This is a genomic window from Streptomyces sp. NPDC059534, from assembly GCF_042743475.1.
Lineage (GTDB): Bacteria > Actinomycetota > Actinomycetes > Streptomycetales > Streptomycetaceae > Streptomyces.
In genome coordinates, this window is the sequence record NZ_JBHWAQ010000008.1 from 192468 (window position 1) to 209223 (window position 16756).

Genomic DNA, 16756 nt, shown 5'->3' on the forward strand with positions numbered 1-16756 from the left:
CGAAGGGCACGCGCTCCTTCTCGTACAGTCGCCAACGAGCTCACTCCTCGCTCTTTCCGAAGCCCGTGATCCGCCCCTGGATCAGCGTCACCCCGACGATCAGGGCCGTGAGGACGAAGGCTCCGGCCGATCCGAGACCGTAGTTCTGGGCGCCCATCGCGGTGTCGTAGAGGTACATCAGCGGGGTCTTCACCGGCGCGGTGCCCGTCCCGGAGAGGCCGCTGCCGAACAGGTTGTAGAACTCGTCGAACGCCTGGAAGGCGGCGATGAACAGCAGCATCAGCACGGCCACGGAGGTGTTGCGCAGCATCGGCAGGGTGATCCGGCGCAGCAGACGCAGTCCGGTGGCGCCGTCCAGGGCCGCGGCCTCGTACAGCTCCTTCGGGATCGCCTGAAGGCCGGCGAGGAAGAGCACCATGTAGAAGCCGACCTGGAGCCACAGGCGCAGGGTCACCAGGGCGATCCAGTACAGCGGGGGCGAGCCGGCCTGCAGCCAGGGGACGGCCTCCATCCCGAACCAGCCGCCGATCATGTTGGCGATGCCGGCCGGCATCCCGCTGAACAGGGACATCTTCCACAGCAGCGAGGCCGCGACGTACGAGACGGCGGCGGGGATCAGGAACGCGGTCCGCAGGACGGCCCGGCCCCGCCGGATCCGGTGCACGAGGAGCGCGAGGCCGAGCGAGGCCGCGAAGGTGATCGGCACGATGAACAGGGTGAACAGCAGGATCTTGACCAGCGAGCCCTGGAAGACGGCGTCGCCGAGCAGCTGCCGGTAGTTGTCGAGCCCCACCCAGTCGCCGAGCGCGATGGTGCCCTGGGCGTCGCTGAGGCTGAGCAGGAAGCTCCAGCCGATGGCGATGTACTTGAACACCCCGAGGCCGATCAGCATCGGCGCGGTGAGCAGGGCGAACGCGCCCCAGGAGCGCAGGTCGGTGCGACGCCCGCGGTTCCGGGCGGGGCCCCGCGGTGTGACCGCGGGGCGCCCTGCTCTCCCGGAGCGTGGCGGGGAGTGCGTGGTGGCGTTCATCAGGACAGCTGCTTGTCCACGGCGGCCTGAGCCTGCTTGGCCGCGTCGGCCAGCAGCGCGGCGGGGTCTCCCTGACCGGTGACGATCTTCGAGACGGCGGCGCCGAACGGGGTGCCGGAGGCGGAGTCCCAGGTGTTCGGGTTGCTCCTGCCGTACTTCGCGGCCAGCTCGACGGCCTCCTTGGCGGTGCCCTTGCTGAGCTTGCCGGCCGTGGCGGCGACGGACTTGCGCGGCGGGACGTGGAAGCCGTAGCTCTCCGACCAGTCCTGCTGGAGGTCGGTCTGCTCGATCCAGAGCCACTTGACGAACTTCTTGGCCGCGTCCACGTTCTTGCCCTTGGCGTTGACGCAGCTCGTCCAGCCGCCGACCCGCAGGACCGGAGCGCCGCCGGCCTTGAAGGCGGGCCACGGCAGGATGCCGAAGTCGTCGCCGAGTGCCTCCTTGATGGCGGGCATGGCCCAGAGGCCGCACCACTGCATCGGCACGACGTCCTGGACGAGGGCCGAGGGGTCCCACCAGTCGGTGGTGAAGCCGAGCAGCAGGGACTTGTCGTCGTGCAGGCGCTTGAGGCCCGTGACGGCCTCGACGCCCTGGGGCGAGGCGAAGGCGACCTTGCCGTCGGCGACCAGCTCGCCGCGGTTGGAGAACACCGAGAGGGCCGGGGTCTCGCCGATTCCGTCGTTGCCGACGAACAGCCCCTTGCTCTTCTTGGTGGTCAGCGCCTTGGCGGCGGTGACGAGCGCGTCGAAGGTGGTGGGCGGGGTGATCCCGGCCTTGGCGAGGGCGCTCTTGCGGTAGTAGAGCATCTGGACGTCATCGATCATCTTGACGCCGTAGAGCTTCCCGTCGACGGTCACCAGGTCGCGGCCGCTCTGGTTGAAGTCGTCCTTGACGCTGCCGTACTCCGCGTCCAGCGCGGCGACCTGGCCGCGCCGGGCGAGCCCCTGCGTGAAGTCGCCGTGCTCGAAGACGTCGGGCGCGGCGTCGGTGAGCAGTGACGCGTTGAGCTTGGCCGTGTAGTCGCCGGGCACCCAGGTGACCTTGACGGCGATGTCCGGGTTGGCCTTGGTGAACTCGGTGGCGTAGCGGGTGAGGGCCTGCTGGGTGCCGACCTCGCCGTAGGCGTGGGACCAGACGTTCAGGGTGGTCTCGGCTCCGGACGAGGAGCCGCCGGTCGGGCTGGTGGTGCAGCCGATCGCCGTTCCGGCGACGAAGAGGAGGGAACCTCCGAGGAATCCTCTGCGGCTAAGCTGGGTTCTCTGTGCGCTCATGTCGTTTCCTCGCATGGTGATGTGGGCGTGCGGGTTTGCGTTGTCCGGCGGGACCGGTGTCCGACGATCACGGCTGGCAGGCGGTGACGGACATCGGTCACGTCGGTGACGTGGGCCGGCGATCGGGGTTCCGGTCACACGGCGTCGATGGGGTGCCCCTTCGTCGCGGTCCGTGGCGCCCTCACGGGAAGAGCGCCTGGATGCTGACGACGGCGGCGGCTCGGGCCCATTCCTCCCAGGGAAGGGGCCGCAGGGTCAGCGGGCACTTCGCGGCCGCCTTGAAGCAGTGCGCGGCGTACGCCTCCCTGATGTGCACGCCGAAGAGGTCGTAGGTGTCGAGCCCTTCTCCGGTGACGACGACGCGTTCGGGCCCCAGGAGGCTCACCAGATTGGCGATGCCGACACCGATGGCCTTGCCGGCCCGGGCGAACGCCTCCCGCGCGGCGGGGTCTCCGTCGCGGGCGAGGCGGACCGTACCGTCGAAGTCGAGGTCCTTGCGGCCGGTGGCTCGGCGTACCGTGCCGAGGATGGCGTCACTCGACGCGATCGCCTCGACGCAGCCGATCGAGCCGCAGTGGCAGCGCGGGCCCGCCGGATCGACACTGATGTGGCCCATCTCGCCGGCCACCCCGTAAGCACCGTCGACCAGTTGGCCGTTGACGACGATCCCGGAGCCGATTCCCGCGCCCATCGTGACGAGCGCGAAGTACTCGGTCCCGATGCCGTCGCCGAACCAGTGCTCCGCGACGGTCAGGGCTTTGACGTCGTTGGCGATCGTGACGCTCAGCCCGGTGGCACGGGACACGGTCTCGGCCAGCGGCACGTCGCGCCAGCCGGGGAGCACCGAGTAGCGCACGCGTCCACCGGGACGGTCGACGTCTCCGGAGACGGCGATGCCCACGTGTCGCGTACGGGACCGGAACTCGGGCTGTGAGTCCAGGAGTTCGTCGACGAGGTCGGCGATCAGGGCACACACGGCCGTCGGGCCGCGGTCGACCAGCGGGCGGCTCGCGTGGACGCGGGGCCGGGACCGCAGGTCGCACACCGTGCCGTAGAGGGTGTCGGCACTGATCTTCACGCCGACGAAGAACTCCCGGTCCGGGGTGACGGACAGCGGGTTCACCGGGCGTCCGGCTCCTGGGGCGGTGCGCTCCGGTGGGAGTTCGTGCAGGTAGCCGTCGTCGATCAGGGGCCTGGCGGCCTTGGTCACCGCGGTCGAGGACAGCCCGGTGCGGCGGGCCAGTTCGACCCGGCTGAGCGGGCTCTCGGCCAACAGCAGGCTCAGGATGGCGGTTTCGGCCGGAGCGGTGACCAACGGCCGTGTCTGGTTCGGAAACACGGCGGCAACGTACCGGTAAATAAATAAGTTCGTCCAGTATTGATTTTCGCGAACCGGCGCCCCTACTCTCGGGTCACTTGCGTGCCCCTCCGGAGGCTTTCGGCGACAACCGCCCCTCCGCGGCACGCCGGACTCACACGTTCGCTCGACTCTCCTGGGACCACTCGTGCCTCGAACGTCCTCGACCGTCTCGTTCGACCGCGCCCTCGGGCTCGCGGTCCTCCAGACCCCCCACAGCGTGTACGCCGTACGCGTCGGCGCCGACGGCAGCCCCCGGCATCTGTACTGGGGACCCGCCTTCGACACCGCGGAGTTCAAGGCACACCCCGACGCGGCCTCCCCCGCGGCGAGCAGCTTCGAGGCCGATGCCGCACCGGACGAACTGGCGCCGCAGACCGGAGCGCGCTTCGGACCCGCGGGCCTCCAGGTCCGCTTCGCCGACGGTACGCGGGGCGCCCAGTGGCACTTCGCCGGCCACCACGTCGAAGGCGGCGAGCTGCGCCTTCGCCTTGCCGACCGCCATTACCCGCTGACCGCCGAGCTCTGCTACCGGGTCCGCCCCGACAGCGACGTCGTCGAACGCTGGACCGAACTCACCCACACCGGGCCCGAGGACTCCGGTCCGATCGCCGTCGACCGGTTCGACTCCGCCTCCTGGACGGCCCCCGCCCTCCCCGACTACCGGCTCAGCCACCTCGCCGGGGGCTGGAACAGCGAGTTCCAGCTGCAACGCGACCGGCTCCCGGTCGCCGAGACCGTCCTCACCAGCCGCCGCGGCGTCACCAGCCACCACGCCAACCCCTGGCTCGCCCTCGACGACGGCACCGCCGGCGAGGAGGACGGCGAGGTCTGGAGCACCGCCCTGGCCTGGAGCGGAAGTTGGCGCATCACCGTGCACCGGGATCCGGTCGGCCGCACCACCTGGACCGGCGGCTTCGGTCACGAGGGCGTCGGCTGGACGCTCGGCCCGGGCGAGACCTTGCGCACCCCGGTCTTCGCGGGCCTGTACACCGACGGCGGCTTCGGTGCCGCGAGCCGCGCCTGGCACGCGTACGTCCGCACCCACGTGCTCCCCTCCCCCGAGCGGGACCGGCCCGTCCTCTACAACTCGTGGGAAGCCACCGGCTTCGGTGTCGACCACCCCGGCCAGCTGCACCTGGCCCGTCTCGCCGCCCGCCTCGGAGCGGAGTTGTTCGTCCTGGACGACGGGTGGTTCGGCGCGCGCACCAGCGACCGGGCGGGCCTCGGCGACTGGACACCCCGGCCCTCGGCCTTCCCCGACGGCCTGCGGCCGCTCGCCGACGAGGTGCACCGCCTGGGCATGGACTTCGGGCTGTGGGTGGAGCCGGAGATGGTCAACCGCGACAGCGACCTCTACCGCGCCCACCCCGACTGGGTCGTCCACTCACCCACCCGGGACGCCACCGAACTCCGCAACCAGCTCATGCTGAACTTCGCCCGGCCCGAGGTCGAGGCGTGGGCGCTGCGGACCCTGGACCGGCTGGTGCGTGACCATGCCGTCGACTGGCTCAAGTGGGACGCCAACCGGGTCGTCACCGAGGCGGGTTGGCCGGGGCATCCCGACCCCGACCGGCTGTGGATCGACCACACCCGTGCCGTGTACCGGATCATGGACCGCCTGCGCGCCGACCACCCCGGCCTGCGGATCGAGGCATGCGCGGGCGGTGGCGGGCGGGTCGACCTCGGCGTCCTCGCCCGTACCGACCAGGCATGGACCTCCGACAACACCGACCCGGTCGACCGGATCGCCATCCAGCACGGCTTCGGCCAGGTCTTCCCCGCACAGGCCATGGCCGCCTGGGTGACCGACAGCCCCAACGTCACCACCGGCCGCGCCACGCCCCTGGGTTTCCGCTTCCATGTGGCGATGGCCGGAGCGCTCGGCCTCGGCGGGGACCTCACCCGCTGGTCCGAGGAGGAACTCGACGAGGCCGCCGTGCTCGTCGCCCGCTACAAGGAGATCCGCCCGCTCGTCCAGCACGGGCGCCAGCACCGCCTCAGCGGCCCCGGCGGTGTCACGGGCATGCACTACGCCTCCGAGGACGGCACCGAACACGCCGTTCTCGCCTGGCGCCCCACGACCCGCTTCGGCCACGCGCCCACGGCACTCGCGCTGTCGGCCCTGGACCCCGCCGCCCGGTACCTGGACCTGGACCTGGGCACCACGTACAGCGGCGCCGTCCTGATCCGACGCGGCATCGACCTGGCCATGCCCGCCGGCGACCACGCAAGCCGACTGATCCGGCTTCGCCGGACCGCTTGACCACAGCCCTGCCTTCGGCCCGCCGAGGAACCGGCCGCCGAAACGCCGGGCCGATGGCCCGGCGTTTCGGCGGAGTGGTCGGCCGGACGGAGCCGTTGGCCCACGCCTCCGCGGACGGCGGCCGGAGGGCGGCGGCGCCCCGGGTTCACTCCGGGCGGCGTCCTGCGGCCCCCGGGTTCACAGGGGAGCGCCGGCCCAGCAGCCGGCGGCGTACACGGAGGTCAGGGCCTCCGGGCCGGTCTCGTCCGCGGGCGGGTCCGTGAGGCCGGAGCCGTGGGACCGCGGGAGGAGGTCGTCGGGGTCGCCCGCCGACGGGGCGCGTCCGGCGGGGAGGAGTCGCGTGACTCCCGCCGGCATATCGGCGAGGGCGAGGTTCCACAGCCGGGTGAGGTGCTCTCCCACGCCGGCGCTCAGGACGCCGTCGCGGACGGCGGCCTCGGCTCCCGCCACGAGATAGGTGGCGAGGACGGCCACGGCTTCCAGGTCGGTCTCGGACGTCCCCTCCCGGCGGGCCCGGGCGAGCAGGTCCCGCAGGACGGGAGCCCACTCCGACTGCCAGGCCGGGTCCGCGTCCTCGCGCTCCCGGTCGAGCCGGGCGGCCGCGCGGACCTCGACGTTCTCGGCGAGCAGCTGGGCGAGGGCGTGCGTGAGGTCGATGATCGCCTGGAGCGCGGTGCCGGGCTCCGCGTTCAGCTGCCGCAGCACTTCCCGGGTGGCGGCCACTCCGGAGGCGTGGACCGCGTCGGCCAGTTCTCCTTTGGCCGGGAAGTGGAAGGTCAACGCCCCCATGGTGACTCCGGCGGCCCTGCTGACCCGGGAGAGCGACGACCCCGGATAGCCGTTCCGGTCGAACTCGGCGCCGGCCGCCTCGATCAGTGCCCTTCTGGTCTGTACGGCGCGCTCCTGCCTCACCGTCACCACCCCCCGCCGGCGGGTACGGCGGATCCGCCGGTGGCGGCGTTCAGTAGCTGTCGGCACGAGTGGTACGTGGGTAACACAGCTCCCCCATTCGTCCTGCGCTGCGATGGACAACCAGAAGAGTATAGAACGTTCGCTATGTTTTTCCGATGTGCACGAGTGAACACGAAGTGACGGCGGGGACCCGCCGTCACCGTGGCGTCAGGGCTTCACCGTGCGCGGTCCGGGTCGATGTCGAGCGTGGCGACGACCTCGGCGGGCGCCACCGCCGGCAGCAGGTACTCCCACAGGACGGAGATCTGCTCGGGCAGGTCCGCGTGCTTGGTGGAGATCTGCGACATGATCTGCGTCCCGGTGTAGGCGCCGACCAGTATCCGGGCGAACTTCGCCTCGTCCACGTGGGGAAGGAGCTGGCCCATGCGGCGGGCGACCACGAGTTCGCGGCGGAACTGCTCGATCCACCACTCGTAGATCTCGTACTCCCGCAGGCCGGACTCGCCCTGTTCGACGGCGAGTCGGACGCCGGCGCGGAGCAGGACGTTCCGCTGCATCTCGACCCCGAGGTAGAGGGTCATGTCCAGCAGATGCTGGAGACCCCCCTCCCCCTGGGGGAACTGCAGGTCGGCCGCCTGCTCCAGGATGACGGCCCGGGCCAGCCCCTCCTTGGACTGGAAGTGGAAGTACAGGGCGCCCGCCGTGACCTCGGCGCGCCCAAGGATCTTGTTGATGCTGGCGCCGGAGAAGCCGCTCTCGTCGAAGACCTCCGCCGCCGCCCTCAGCAGCAGCTCTCGTGTCCTCAGCGCGCGGTCCTGTCTGTGCCGTGTCACGTACGAAACTCCCTCGACAATAAAAAAGAACGACCTCTATGTTATGGGAGGTTCAACCACCGACACCACACGCTTCGAATGCCGACATGAGGAGCACATCGATGTCACGCGTGACCACGAACCCACCCGCCGCGGAGCTTGTCACAGAGACGGCCGAAGTACCCCAGTCCTTCACCCACAAGACCGACCGGGACGAGGTGCTGCTGACCACCTGGCGGCGCCGCGGCCGCGACGCCTTCACCGTCGGCGCCCGCTGGCCCGGCGCGCACGGCTTCTACCGCACCCGGTACGGCCTGCTCGACCCGCTCCTGTTCGGCGAGACCGTCCGCCAGACGCTGCCGCTGCTCTCCCACGCCGCCTACCAGGTGCCGCTGGGACACCATCTGCTCTGGCAGGACTTCCGGTGGGACCTCGACGCCGAGGCGTTGCGCGCGGACGGCACCGGCCCGGTCGACATCGAACTGCGCGTCGCCTGCCCGGACGTCACGTACCGCAAGTCCCGCGCGGCCTCCCTCTCCCTGGAGGTCGAGGCATTACGCGACGGCGCCCCCCTCGGGACGGCGCGGACCCGCTTCACGATCCAGGACCCGGCCGTCTACCGCCGGCTGCGCGGCCCGTACGCGGACGCCGCCGGATCCGGCCCCCGCGCCCTTCCGCCGCCGAAGCCCCCGCAGTACGTCGGCCGGGACGCCTTCGACGACGTGGTCCTCTCCTGTACCAGCACCCCGCGGATGTGGCAGCTGCGGGCCGACACCGCGCACCCCGTGCTCTTCGACCACCCGGTCGACCACGTCCCGGGCATGCTCCTGCTGGAGGGCGCGCGCCAGGCGGCCATGGCCACCGCGCACCCCCGGCCGGTGATCCCCGTCTCCATGGACATCGGCTTCGTCCGGTACGTGGAGCTCGACGCCCCCTGTCTGCTGCGGGCCCGGCCGCTGCCGGCCGCACCGGGCGAATCGGCGCGCGTCCGTGTCGAGGCCGAGCAGCACGACGACACCCTCTTCTCCGCGGTGGTCGGCCTCGCGGAGGTCCCGCTGCGGTGACCCCGGCCGGGTGACGAGCCCCCGGCCCCACCGGCGACCCCGGTGCGCGGCCGGGGACTTCGCGCGTACGCCGGTCACCTCCCGCAGCGGAGGCGGCACCGCCCGGCGGCCTCGCGGATGCGGGCCTCGATCGCCGCGCCCGGTGCGTCGCGTGACGCACCGAGCAGGAACAGGCGCCGAACGGCCTCGTCGATGTCCTTCGCCAGCCCGGCCGGCATGGGGGCCGCGGGGTCGGGGGGCTTCCTCGGGGCCGCCCGGGCGGCCGGACCTGTCCGGTTGTCCAGGGCGAGCGAGACGAGCTCCAGCACCGTCAGCTCGCCGTACGCGGCGTCCGGTCCCGCCCGCTCGGTGTCGGCCGCGGGGGCGGTGGTGGGAACGGCGGGGACGTCGGGGTCGTGCACGGCTCCTCCTCTACGGGGCACGGGTGCCTCCCGCGAACGGGAGGGCGGGAGCGACGGTGACGGCCGTCAGCAGCAGTCCGCCCCGCGCCGCCCAGCGGCCGGTCAGCCGGGCGAAGGACGGGTGGCCACGGCGGGCCCCGGAGTCGACGATCCCGGCCGTGAACTGCCGTGTCCGCCGGTCGAACGCGACGACGGCCTCGTCGAAGTCGAGCCATCCGCCGCCGGAGAGCGGTGACCAGACCTTGTACACGGACTCCTTGGCGCTGAAGAGCAGCCGGTCCCAGTGGATGTCCGGTGCCTCGCCCGCCAGTCGGCGCACCATCGCCTCCTCCTCCGGCGCCGTGACGACGTCGGGGCGGACCCCGGGCGGCAGCGGCCTGTTCGGTTCGGCGTCGATGCCGACGGCGGCGACGCGTGCCTCCGGGGCGACGGCGGCCGCCTGGTACCCGGCGCAGTGGGTGATGCTGCCCACCGTGCCGCGCGGCCGGCGGGGTTCGCCCCGCTCCCCCCGGAGGACCGCCGCGGGTGGCACGGCGAGCCGGGCCAGGGCCCGCCGCGCGCAGGCCCGCCCGGCGGCGAACTCACGGCGCCGGGCGTCCACCGCGCCGGCGACGAGGGCCCGCTCCTCGGGATACAGCTCCCCCGGCGCGGCGTCCGGCGGGCCGAAGGACTCGGCGCTCGCGACCGCCGCGGGGAGAAGCTCCTCGATCACGCGGCGGCTCCGGGCGGCGCGGTGGCGGGCTCGTCGGCGCCTGGGGCAGGGGTGAGGGGGACGGGGGTGGGCTCGTCCGTGACGGTGGCGGGTTCGGCAGCGGCGGTGGCGGGTTCGTAGGCGGCGGGGGCGGGTTCGTCGTCGGCTGGGGCGAAGGGAAGGATCCGGCGCGGCGCGGGGGGCTGCTCTCCCCTGGCGCGCCACTCGCGCGGATAGCCGACCGACACCTCCTCGCAGCGGACGCCGTCCACGAAGTGCGTCCGAGGGATGTGGAGATGTCCGTAGACGACGGCGAGCGCGTGGTATCGACGGTGCCAGTGGGCCGTGCGCCGTGCGCCGCACCAGAGGGCGAACTCGGGATGGTGCAGCGTCCGGGTCGGGTGGGCCGTCAGGGGGAAGTGGTTGACCAGGACGGTGGGCAGCTCCGGGTCGAGCGCGGCCAGGCGGCGCTCGGTGAGTTCGACGCGGGCGCGGCACCAGTCGGCCACTCCGGGGTAGGGGTCGGTGTGCAGGTGGACCTCGTCCGTGGACACGATGTCGGCGGCGCGGGCCCGGGCGAGTGCCTCCTCCGTGGTGGCCGTGCCGGCGGGCAGGAGGGTGTGGTCGTACAGGAGGTGGAGGGGGACGATCGCCACGGGTCCGCCCTCGCCGCGCCAGACCGGCCAGGGGTCCTCCGGCGTCACGACGCCGAGCCGCCGGCACAGGGCGACGAGGTGGAGGTAGCGCTGCTCGCCGCGCAGCTGGACGGGGTCGGTCGGCGGGGTCCACAGCTCGTGGTTGCCGGGGGCCCAGACCACGGTGTGGAAGCGGTCCGCGAGGGTCCGCAGGGCCCATTCGACGTCCGCGGCGAACTCCCCGACGTCGCCGGCGACGATCAGCCAGTCGTGGTCGGTGCGCGGCCGCAGCCGTGCGACGAAGGCGCGGTTCGCCGGGTACCGGACGTGGAGGTCGCTGACGGCGTAGACGGCCGGGGCGGGTGCCCGGTCGTGGCGTTCCGGGCGGCGGGGAGCGCGGTCGGGTGACGGAGTCCGCGGGGTTGACGCCGATTTGACGGCGGAGAAGGTCGGCACAAAACTTCCCTATGTAGGTACGTTGATGCACATACGTTGCGGATCGGGGAACACACCATGACCACGGACATCGAGCAGCTGACGGCCCGCCTCGACGTCCAGGACACCGTCTCGCGGCTGTTCTGGTACGTCGACGAACGGTCCTGGGACCAGCTGGCCGACGTCTTCGCCGAGGAGGTCCTGATGGACTACACCTCCCTCTTCGGCGGCACGCCCGAGCTGGTCCCCGGCCCGGAGCAGGCGAAGCGCTGGTCGGAGCAGCTCGGCCATCTGCTGTCCACCCAGCACGTCGTCACCAACGTACTGAGCCACATCGCGGGCGACGAGGCGACCTGCACGGCGAACGTCACCGCACATCTGCGCGGCGACACCGCCATGGGCTCGCCCTTGTGGCGCAACGGCGGGACGTACGGCCTCACCCTGCGGCACACGGACGGCACTTGGCGCGTGTCGGGCCTGCGCGCCGCACTCCGCTGGGCCGACGGGAACCCGGGGGTGCTGAACTCCCCCTGACCGGCGGACGCCCGCTCCGGACGGAGCCTAGGAGAGGTCGGCGAACACCCCGTCGAGCCAGTCGAACATGCGGGCGGCGGCCAGGTTCATGGCGCCCACCTGGCAGTGGGCGCCCGCCCCTTCCTCGTTCGTGAACGCGGCGAAGCCCTTCGGGCCGGGCAGGTGCGCGTAGAGGGCCTCGGGCTGGCCCTCGAAGGCGAAGTCCGTCTCGGACTTCATCACCAGGACGGGGCAGGTGACGCGCTCGGCGATCCCGTCGCGCAGGTGGTAGTCGTACAGCTTCCCGAGGAACGTCCGCGGGGTGGGGGCGTCGAGCACCCACATGCCGTGGTCGGTGGACCAGCGGGCGACGGAGTTCTCGGCGATCACCTCGTCGAGGAGGGCGTCGAGTTCGTCGTCGGCGTCCGCGAGCAGGCGGCGCGTCGCCTCCTCGGCGGGCAGCGGCACGAGACCGAGCGAGAACGCGAACATGTCGTACACGCCGTCGAAGGTGATCACGGCGCCGATGCGGTCGTCGAAGGCCGCGGCCCGGGGGGCGAGGACGCCTCCCATGCTGATGCCGAGCAGGGCGACGCGGTCCGCGTCCACCTCCGGCCGCTTCAACAGGAAGTCCAGGACGGGTCCGACCACGTTCTCCCAGTCGGGGCGGAAGGGCAGCCCCTGGTCGTGGATCACCTCGCCCTGTCCGGGACCCTCGAACGCGAGGACGTTGTACCCGCGTTCCTGGGCCGCCCGGCCGCCCATGAAGTAGCACTCGTCGCCCGTGCCGTCGAAGCCGTTGTGCATGACGAGGGTCGGGCGCACCCGGCCGGAGGTGTCCGGGGCGTAGAAGTAGCCGGGCAGCGTGGTGTCCTCGTAGGGGATGCCCACGCGCTCCAGCGGGGCGTCGAAGAGGCCGGCGGCCTGCCGGTAGCAGGTGACGCTCGCCTCCCGCGCGACCGCGATGCGCGGATCGGTCCGGTCGCCGTGCAGGAAGAAGTCGGCGCTGCGGTAGTAGTTGGACGCGCGCATGAGCGCGTCGCGGGCGCTGACCGTACGGCCGCGGGCCAGGCTGGTCCCGGCCTGCTCCCGTACCCGGTCCGCGGTCCGGGTCCACTCCTCGTACCAGCTGCCGAAGTCCCCGTCGTCGATGCGGCCGGCGGTGGCGAGGCACTCCCCCACGTCGGCACCGCCGTAGCGGGCGTGACCGAGCGTCCGCAGGAACTCGAACTCGAACGTCGCGGTGCGGGGAAAGAAGATGGCCATGGTCTACCGCTCCTCAAGGATCGTGTGCCGGTCGGCGGGCGCCGGGGCGGCGACGCCGTCTGTCTCGCGCCGCACCCGGCGCCGGTGCGCGAGGACCCCCCACACCACGGCGGCGATCAGGACGGCGGCGGGCATCGCGCGGGCGAAGAGGGAGTCGCTCCCCACCAGGACCCCGTAGTGGAGGATCACCAGGCCGCAGGTGGCGGTGAGCAGGAATCCGGCGAGCAGCGGCGCGACCTTCGTGGTCCACACCCCCCGCTCGTCGTGGATCCTGGTGGCGAAGGCCCGGTGGATCGCGAACGAGGTCGCCGCCATCAGGGCGAGGAACGCGACGGTGAAGAGCCCCGCGAGGGCCGGCACCACGTCGACCAGGGGGTCCGCGCCGAGCAGGGCGAACAGGCCGAGCACCGCGCACGAGACCACGACCTGCACCAGGCCCGCCCGGTGGGGGGTCCGCAGCCGCGGATGGGTGACCGCCAGCCACGAAGAGACCAGACCCGAGCGGCCGAGCGAATGGATGTAGCGGGCCGCCATGTTGTGGACCGCGATCACCGAGGCGAGGAAGCTGAGCACCACGAGTCCCCGCATCACCGGCACCGACCAGGCGCCCAGGTAGGTGCGTCCGAGCTCGAAGGCGAAGTCCCCGGGGTTCGCCCGGGCCGCGGCCACGGCGCCGCCGTCGTCGTACGCCGAGAGGGCCGCCCAGCTGGAGACGGCGAAGACCAGGGCCATGAGCACCACGACGGCGAAGGTGGCGCGGCCGACCGTGCGGCGGGGGTTGCGCACCTCCTCGGAGAAGACCGCGGTGGCCTCGAAGCCCGCGAAGGAGAGGATGCCGAAGAGCAGCGCGATCGCCACGCCGGGGCCGAACACGGCGGCGGGCTCGAAGACCTCGAACGAGAAGCGGGCGCCGCGGTCCGCCACGACCGCGATGTCGATCATGAGGAGGATGCCCAGCTCCAGGGCCATCAGCGTGGCCAGGATCCTGGTGGAGACGGCCACCCCGCGCAGGTTCAGCAGTCCGGCGGCGAGGATGGCGAGGAGGGCCAGGAGCTCCCAGGGGATCCGTACCCCCCACTCCTCCTGGATCGCCGTGCGGGTGAAGAAGGCGAACGCGGCGGCCAGGGAGGTGACGCTGGCGTTGTAGGCGATGGTGGCCACGAAGGCCGCCACCGCGCCGGCGCCGCGCCCCAGGCCGAAGCCGATGTACGCGTAGAAGGCACCGGCGTGGACGACGTGACGACTCAGGGCCGCGAAGCCGACACTGAAGACGAGGAGGAGCGCCCCGACGAGGACGTAGGCGCCGGGCACCCCGACGCCGTTGCCGAGTGCCATGCTCAGCGGGATGTTGCCCGCCATGGCCGTCAGGGGCGCGGCGCCCGCGATGACGATGAAGACGATCCCCGCCGTGCCGATGCTGCCGCGTTGCAGTCGTGTCTCCGCGGCTCTCCCCTCCGCCGTCGCGCTCGCCATGTCGGTGGTGGACACAGAACACCTCTCTCCGCTGTGGTCCGGGCGTGCCCGGGTGGCGGTGGCACGGGTGAGGCCGTCGGCCGCTCCGGCCCGACGGCCTCACCCGGCACCGCGTCCGTGCGTCACGCCACGGGTGAGTCCGTCGTGGTCTTGTGGCCGGCCGGCTCCGCGGAAGCGGGCCGGGCGGCCGCCTTGGGCGAGGAGGTCGCGAAGGCGATCGCCACGCCGATGAGGGTGAGCGCGGCCGACACGTACACGGCCGTCTGAAGGCCGCCGACGAAGTCCGCGACGCCCGACCGGCTCGCGGGCGCCGCGATGGCGACGAGGATCGCGAGTCCGACGGCGCTGCCGATCTGCTGCGACGTCGAGGCGGTCGCCGAGGCGACGCCCTGCTGTTCCGGGGCGACGCCGGTCGCGGCCGCCACCCACATGCCGGTCCAGGTCACGCCCTGGCCGATGCTGAGGAAGACGATGCCGGCGAGGAGCGGGGCGTAGCTGCCGTCGGTCGACATGAGCAGGGCGAAGAGGACCATGCCGGCGGTGCCCAGGAGCAGGCCGGTGATCATGGTGCCGCGGGCTCCGGTCCTGCCGACCATCTTCTCGCCGATCTTGGTGCCGACGACGTTCAGGACGGCCAGCGGCAGGAACCCGAGGCCGGTCTGCAGCGCGTCGAACTTCAGCACGTCCTGGAGGTAGACGGTGAAGAAGTAGTACTGGGACCCGAAGGTGCCCATGAAGATGAAGGTGATGGCCACGGCCGTCGCGTGACTGCGGTTGCGGAACAGGCTCAGCGGCAGCAGCGGGTCCGCGGTCCTGGCCTGCATCGCGAGGAAGACGGCGACGAGCACGACGCCGCCGACGAGCGTGCCGATCGTGTACGGCGAGCCCCAGCCGAGCTCCGGGCCCTGCACCAGGCCGAAGACGAGCGCGGAGACACCGGCGGTGGCGATGACCGCGCCGGGGATGTCGAAGCTGCGCCCCGGCACCCGCCCGCCGGCCGGCAGGAACGCGAGGGCGCCGACGATGACCACGGCCGCCAGCGGCACGTTGACGAAGAACACCGACTCCCAGCCGAACGCGTTGGTGAGGACGCCGCCGAGCAGCGAGCCCAGGGCGAGACCGCCGGCTCCGGCGCCGCCCCAGATGGCCAGCGCCCGGGTGCGCTCCGCTCCTTCGTCGAAGGTGGTGGCGATCAGGGAGAGCGTCGCCGGGATGAGCAGGGCCCCGCCGAGGCCCTGGATCGCCCGGGCCGTCACCAGGAGGCCCGGGGAGCCGGCGAATCCGCCGATGAGCGAGCCGCCGCCGTAGAGCACGAGGGCCAGCACGAACATGTTGCGGCGGCCGAGGAGGTCGGCGGCGCGGCCGCCGAGGAGGAGGAACCCACCGAAGGCGAGTGCGTACGCGCTGACGACCCACTGCAGCGTCTGCGCGGAGAAGCCGAGCTCACGGCCGATGTCGGGCAGGGCGACGTAGACGATGTTGTAGTCGAGCGCTGCGATGAGCTGGGCGAAGGCCAGGAAGGCCAGTGCCCACCCCTTTCGAGCGGTGGTTTGGGGGGTGCCGTGCGACATGGAGTCACTCACATTCAATACGTCCGTCAGAGAACCTTCGTACCTTCGTACCTACCCGCGGCGACTGTCAAGTAGCCACTCCCGGCAGGGGCTTGACAGAGCGTGAGGCCCGGGGGACGACTCCGGGAGGCCGAAGCCAGACGGTACGAAGGGTGACGTACGCTGGTGTCATGGCTCCCTACCACCCGGTGCGCGAACAGATGGAAATCGAGACCGTCCTCGCGGCTCTCGGCAATCCGATTCGCATGGCGATCGTCCGCGCCCTGTCGGCCGGCGGCCCCGACGGCCTGGCCTGCGGCACGATCGACATCGGCGTCTCCAAGGCGACGGCCACCCACCACTGGCGGGTCCTGCGGGAAGCAGGGGTCATCCGCCAGTGGCAGGTGGGCCGCGCCCACTTCGTCGCGCTGCGCCGCGAGGACGTCGAGGCCCGTTTCCCCGGCCTGCTGGCCGCCGCCCTCAACGCCGGGCCGGCCACCGTCGCCCCGTGAGCCGGGACGTCGGCGGGCCGCGGACCGCCGGTCCGGGGTCGGGCCCGGCGCCCGGGCCGATGCCTAGGCCAGCGTGGAGGCGTTGAAGGCGCCCTGGAAGGCGTCCATTCCGCCGAGCGCGGTGGCCGCCTCAAGGGCGTTCCAGTAGTCCACGTAGCGGGCTATCTTGCCGTCCTTGAACTCGATGACGCAGATGTAGCGCAGGTTGTACGGGTTGCCCGTGGCCAGCGCCGTGCCCTCGATCTGGTTCTCCATGATCACCACGTCGGGGTCGGTGGTGTGGTGCACCTTGATCCACGGCACACCGGTGACCTCGATGTTCGCCGGGAAGTCCTTCATGTACTCCCGGATGGCGGCGATGCCCTCGACCTTGGTCGGGTAGTTCGGCGGCGCGAACGGGAACTCGTTCACCGCCTCGTCGTCCCACAGCCCGAACCAGCCCTCCATGTCCTTGTCGACGAGGTACTGGAAGAACCGGTCGCAGACCTCCCGGGTGTGCCGCTGCTTCTGCTCGACGGTCCTGCCGTCGGTTCCGGGCGTCGTCGTCATGACGTTCTCCTCCTGTGAG

At 72.0% G+C, this 16756-nt stretch carries 16 protein-coding genes; 4 read left to right on the plus strand and 12 right to left on the minus strand.

Features of this window, described 5'->3' with window-relative positions:
* Positions 1–40: 40 nt before the first annotated feature.
* From ACFVZH_RS12995 to ACFVZH_RS13005, 3 genes are all read right to left on the minus strand, one after another.
* Positions 41–1030 (minus strand): carbohydrate ABC transporter permease, encoded by a 990-nt coding sequence (locus ACFVZH_RS12995; RefSeq protein WP_384896224.1) that lies wholly within the window; start codon positions 1028–1030, stop codon positions 41–43.
* Entirely contained in the window at positions 1030–2301 is a 1272-nt protein-coding gene (locus ACFVZH_RS13000) for an ABC transporter substrate-binding protein (protein ID WP_384896226.1), read from the minus strand. Before ACFVZH_RS13000 ends, ACFVZH_RS12995 begins: the two co-directional genes overlap by 1 nt.
* A gap of 181 nt (positions 2302–2482) precedes the next feature.
* Positions 2483–3640 (minus strand): ROK family protein, encoded by a 1158-nt coding sequence (locus ACFVZH_RS13005; RefSeq protein WP_384896228.1) that lies wholly within the window; start codon positions 3638–3640, stop codon positions 2483–2485.
* Between the two features lie 166 nt (positions 3641–3806).
* On the opposite strand from ACFVZH_RS13005, the gene ACFVZH_RS13010 reads away from it, so the two are divergent.
* Positions 3807–5924: an alpha-galactosidase gene (locus ACFVZH_RS13010; RefSeq protein WP_384896230.1), complete on the plus strand. Its 2118-nt coding sequence runs from the start codon at positions 3807–3809 to the stop codon at positions 5922–5924.
* Positions 5925–6101: 177 nt separating this feature from the next.
* Here the strand turns inward: ACFVZH_RS13010 and ACFVZH_RS13015 are convergent, their stop codons facing one another.
* Together ACFVZH_RS13015 and ACFVZH_RS13020 are read right to left on the minus strand one after the other, a co-directional pair.
* Positions 6102–6836 (minus strand): TetR family transcriptional regulator, encoded by a 735-nt coding sequence (locus ACFVZH_RS13015; RefSeq protein WP_384896232.1) that lies wholly within the window; start codon positions 6834–6836, stop codon positions 6102–6104.
* A gap of 215 nt (positions 6837–7051) precedes the next feature.
* A complete protein-coding gene (locus tag ACFVZH_RS13020; protein WP_384896234.1) occupies positions 7052–7669 on the minus strand; it encodes a ScbR family autoregulator-binding transcription factor in 618 nt (205 codons plus the stop codon).
* Between the two features lie 101 nt (positions 7670–7770).
* Between ACFVZH_RS13020 and ACFVZH_RS13025 the strand changes: the two genes are divergently transcribed.
* On the plus strand, positions 7771–8712 hold the full coding sequence (locus ACFVZH_RS13025; protein ID WP_384896236.1) for a ScbA/BarX family gamma-butyrolactone biosynthesis protein: 942 nt from the start codon (positions 7771–7773) through the stop codon (positions 8710–8712).
* Positions 8713–8786: 74 nt separating this feature from the next.
* On the opposite strand, the gene ACFVZH_RS13030 is transcribed toward ACFVZH_RS13025, so the two are convergent.
* The 3 genes from ACFVZH_RS13030 to ACFVZH_RS13040 are packed head-to-tail and all read right to left on the minus strand — an operon-like array spanning position 8787 to position 10895.
* The gene (locus ACFVZH_RS13030; protein ID WP_384896237.1) at positions 8787–9113 is read right to left on the minus strand and encodes a hypothetical protein; all 327 of its coding nucleotides are present in this window, start codon (positions 9111–9113) and stop codon (positions 8787–8789) included.
* 10 nt (positions 9114–9123) lie between these two features.
* Positions 9124–9825, minus strand: coding sequence for a 4'-phosphopantetheinyl transferase (locus ACFVZH_RS13035; protein ID WP_384896239.1), 702 nt, complete (start codon positions 9823–9825; stop codon positions 9124–9126).
* Positions 9822–10895 (minus strand): metallophosphoesterase family protein, encoded by a 1074-nt coding sequence (locus ACFVZH_RS13040; RefSeq protein WP_384896241.1) that lies wholly within the window; start codon positions 10893–10895, stop codon positions 9822–9824. Before ACFVZH_RS13040 ends, ACFVZH_RS13035 begins: the two co-directional genes overlap by 4 nt.
* 57 nt (positions 10896–10952) lie before the next feature.
* Here ACFVZH_RS13040 and ACFVZH_RS13045 point away from each other — a divergent pair, with 57 nt between their 5' ends.
* Positions 10953–11408, plus strand: a complete 456-nt coding sequence (locus ACFVZH_RS13045) for a nuclear transport factor 2 family protein (RefSeq protein ID WP_384896243.1) — start codon at positions 10953–10955, stop codon at positions 11406–11408.
* 27 nt (positions 11409–11435) lie between these two features.
* Here the strand turns inward: ACFVZH_RS13045 and ACFVZH_RS13050 are convergent, their stop codons facing one another.
* From ACFVZH_RS13050 to ACFVZH_RS13060, 3 genes are all read right to left on the minus strand, one after another.
* Positions 11436–12653, minus strand: a complete 1218-nt coding sequence (locus ACFVZH_RS13050; protein WP_384896245.1) for an alpha/beta hydrolase family protein — start codon at positions 12651–12653, stop codon at positions 11436–11438.
* A gap of 3 nt (positions 12654–12656) precedes the next feature.
* Positions 12657–14141 (minus strand): APC family permease, encoded by a 1485-nt coding sequence (locus ACFVZH_RS13055; protein WP_384896247.1) that lies wholly within the window; start codon positions 14139–14141, stop codon positions 12657–12659.
* A 107-nt stretch (positions 14142–14248) separates the two neighbouring features.
* The gene (locus ACFVZH_RS13060) at positions 14249–15697 is read right to left on the minus strand and encodes an MFS transporter (protein ID WP_384896249.1); all 1449 of its coding nucleotides are present in this window, start codon (positions 15695–15697) and stop codon (positions 14249–14251) included.
* 170 nt (positions 15698–15867) lie between these two features.
* Here ACFVZH_RS13060 and ACFVZH_RS13065 point away from each other — a divergent pair, with 170 nt between their 5' ends.
* Positions 15868–16188 carry an ArsR/SmtB family transcription factor gene (locus tag ACFVZH_RS13065; RefSeq protein WP_384896251.1) on the plus strand — a complete coding sequence of 107 codons (321 nt, stop codon included), beginning with the start codon at positions 15868–15870 and terminating at the stop codon, positions 16186–16188.
* A gap of 63 nt (positions 16189–16251) precedes the next feature.
* On the opposite strand, the gene ACFVZH_RS13070 is transcribed toward ACFVZH_RS13065, so the two are convergent.
* Positions 16252–16737, minus strand: a complete 486-nt coding sequence (locus ACFVZH_RS13070) for a nuclear transport factor 2 family protein (RefSeq protein ID WP_384896253.1) — start codon at positions 16735–16737, stop codon at positions 16252–16254.
* Between the last annotated feature and the right edge of the window lie 19 nt (positions 16738–16756).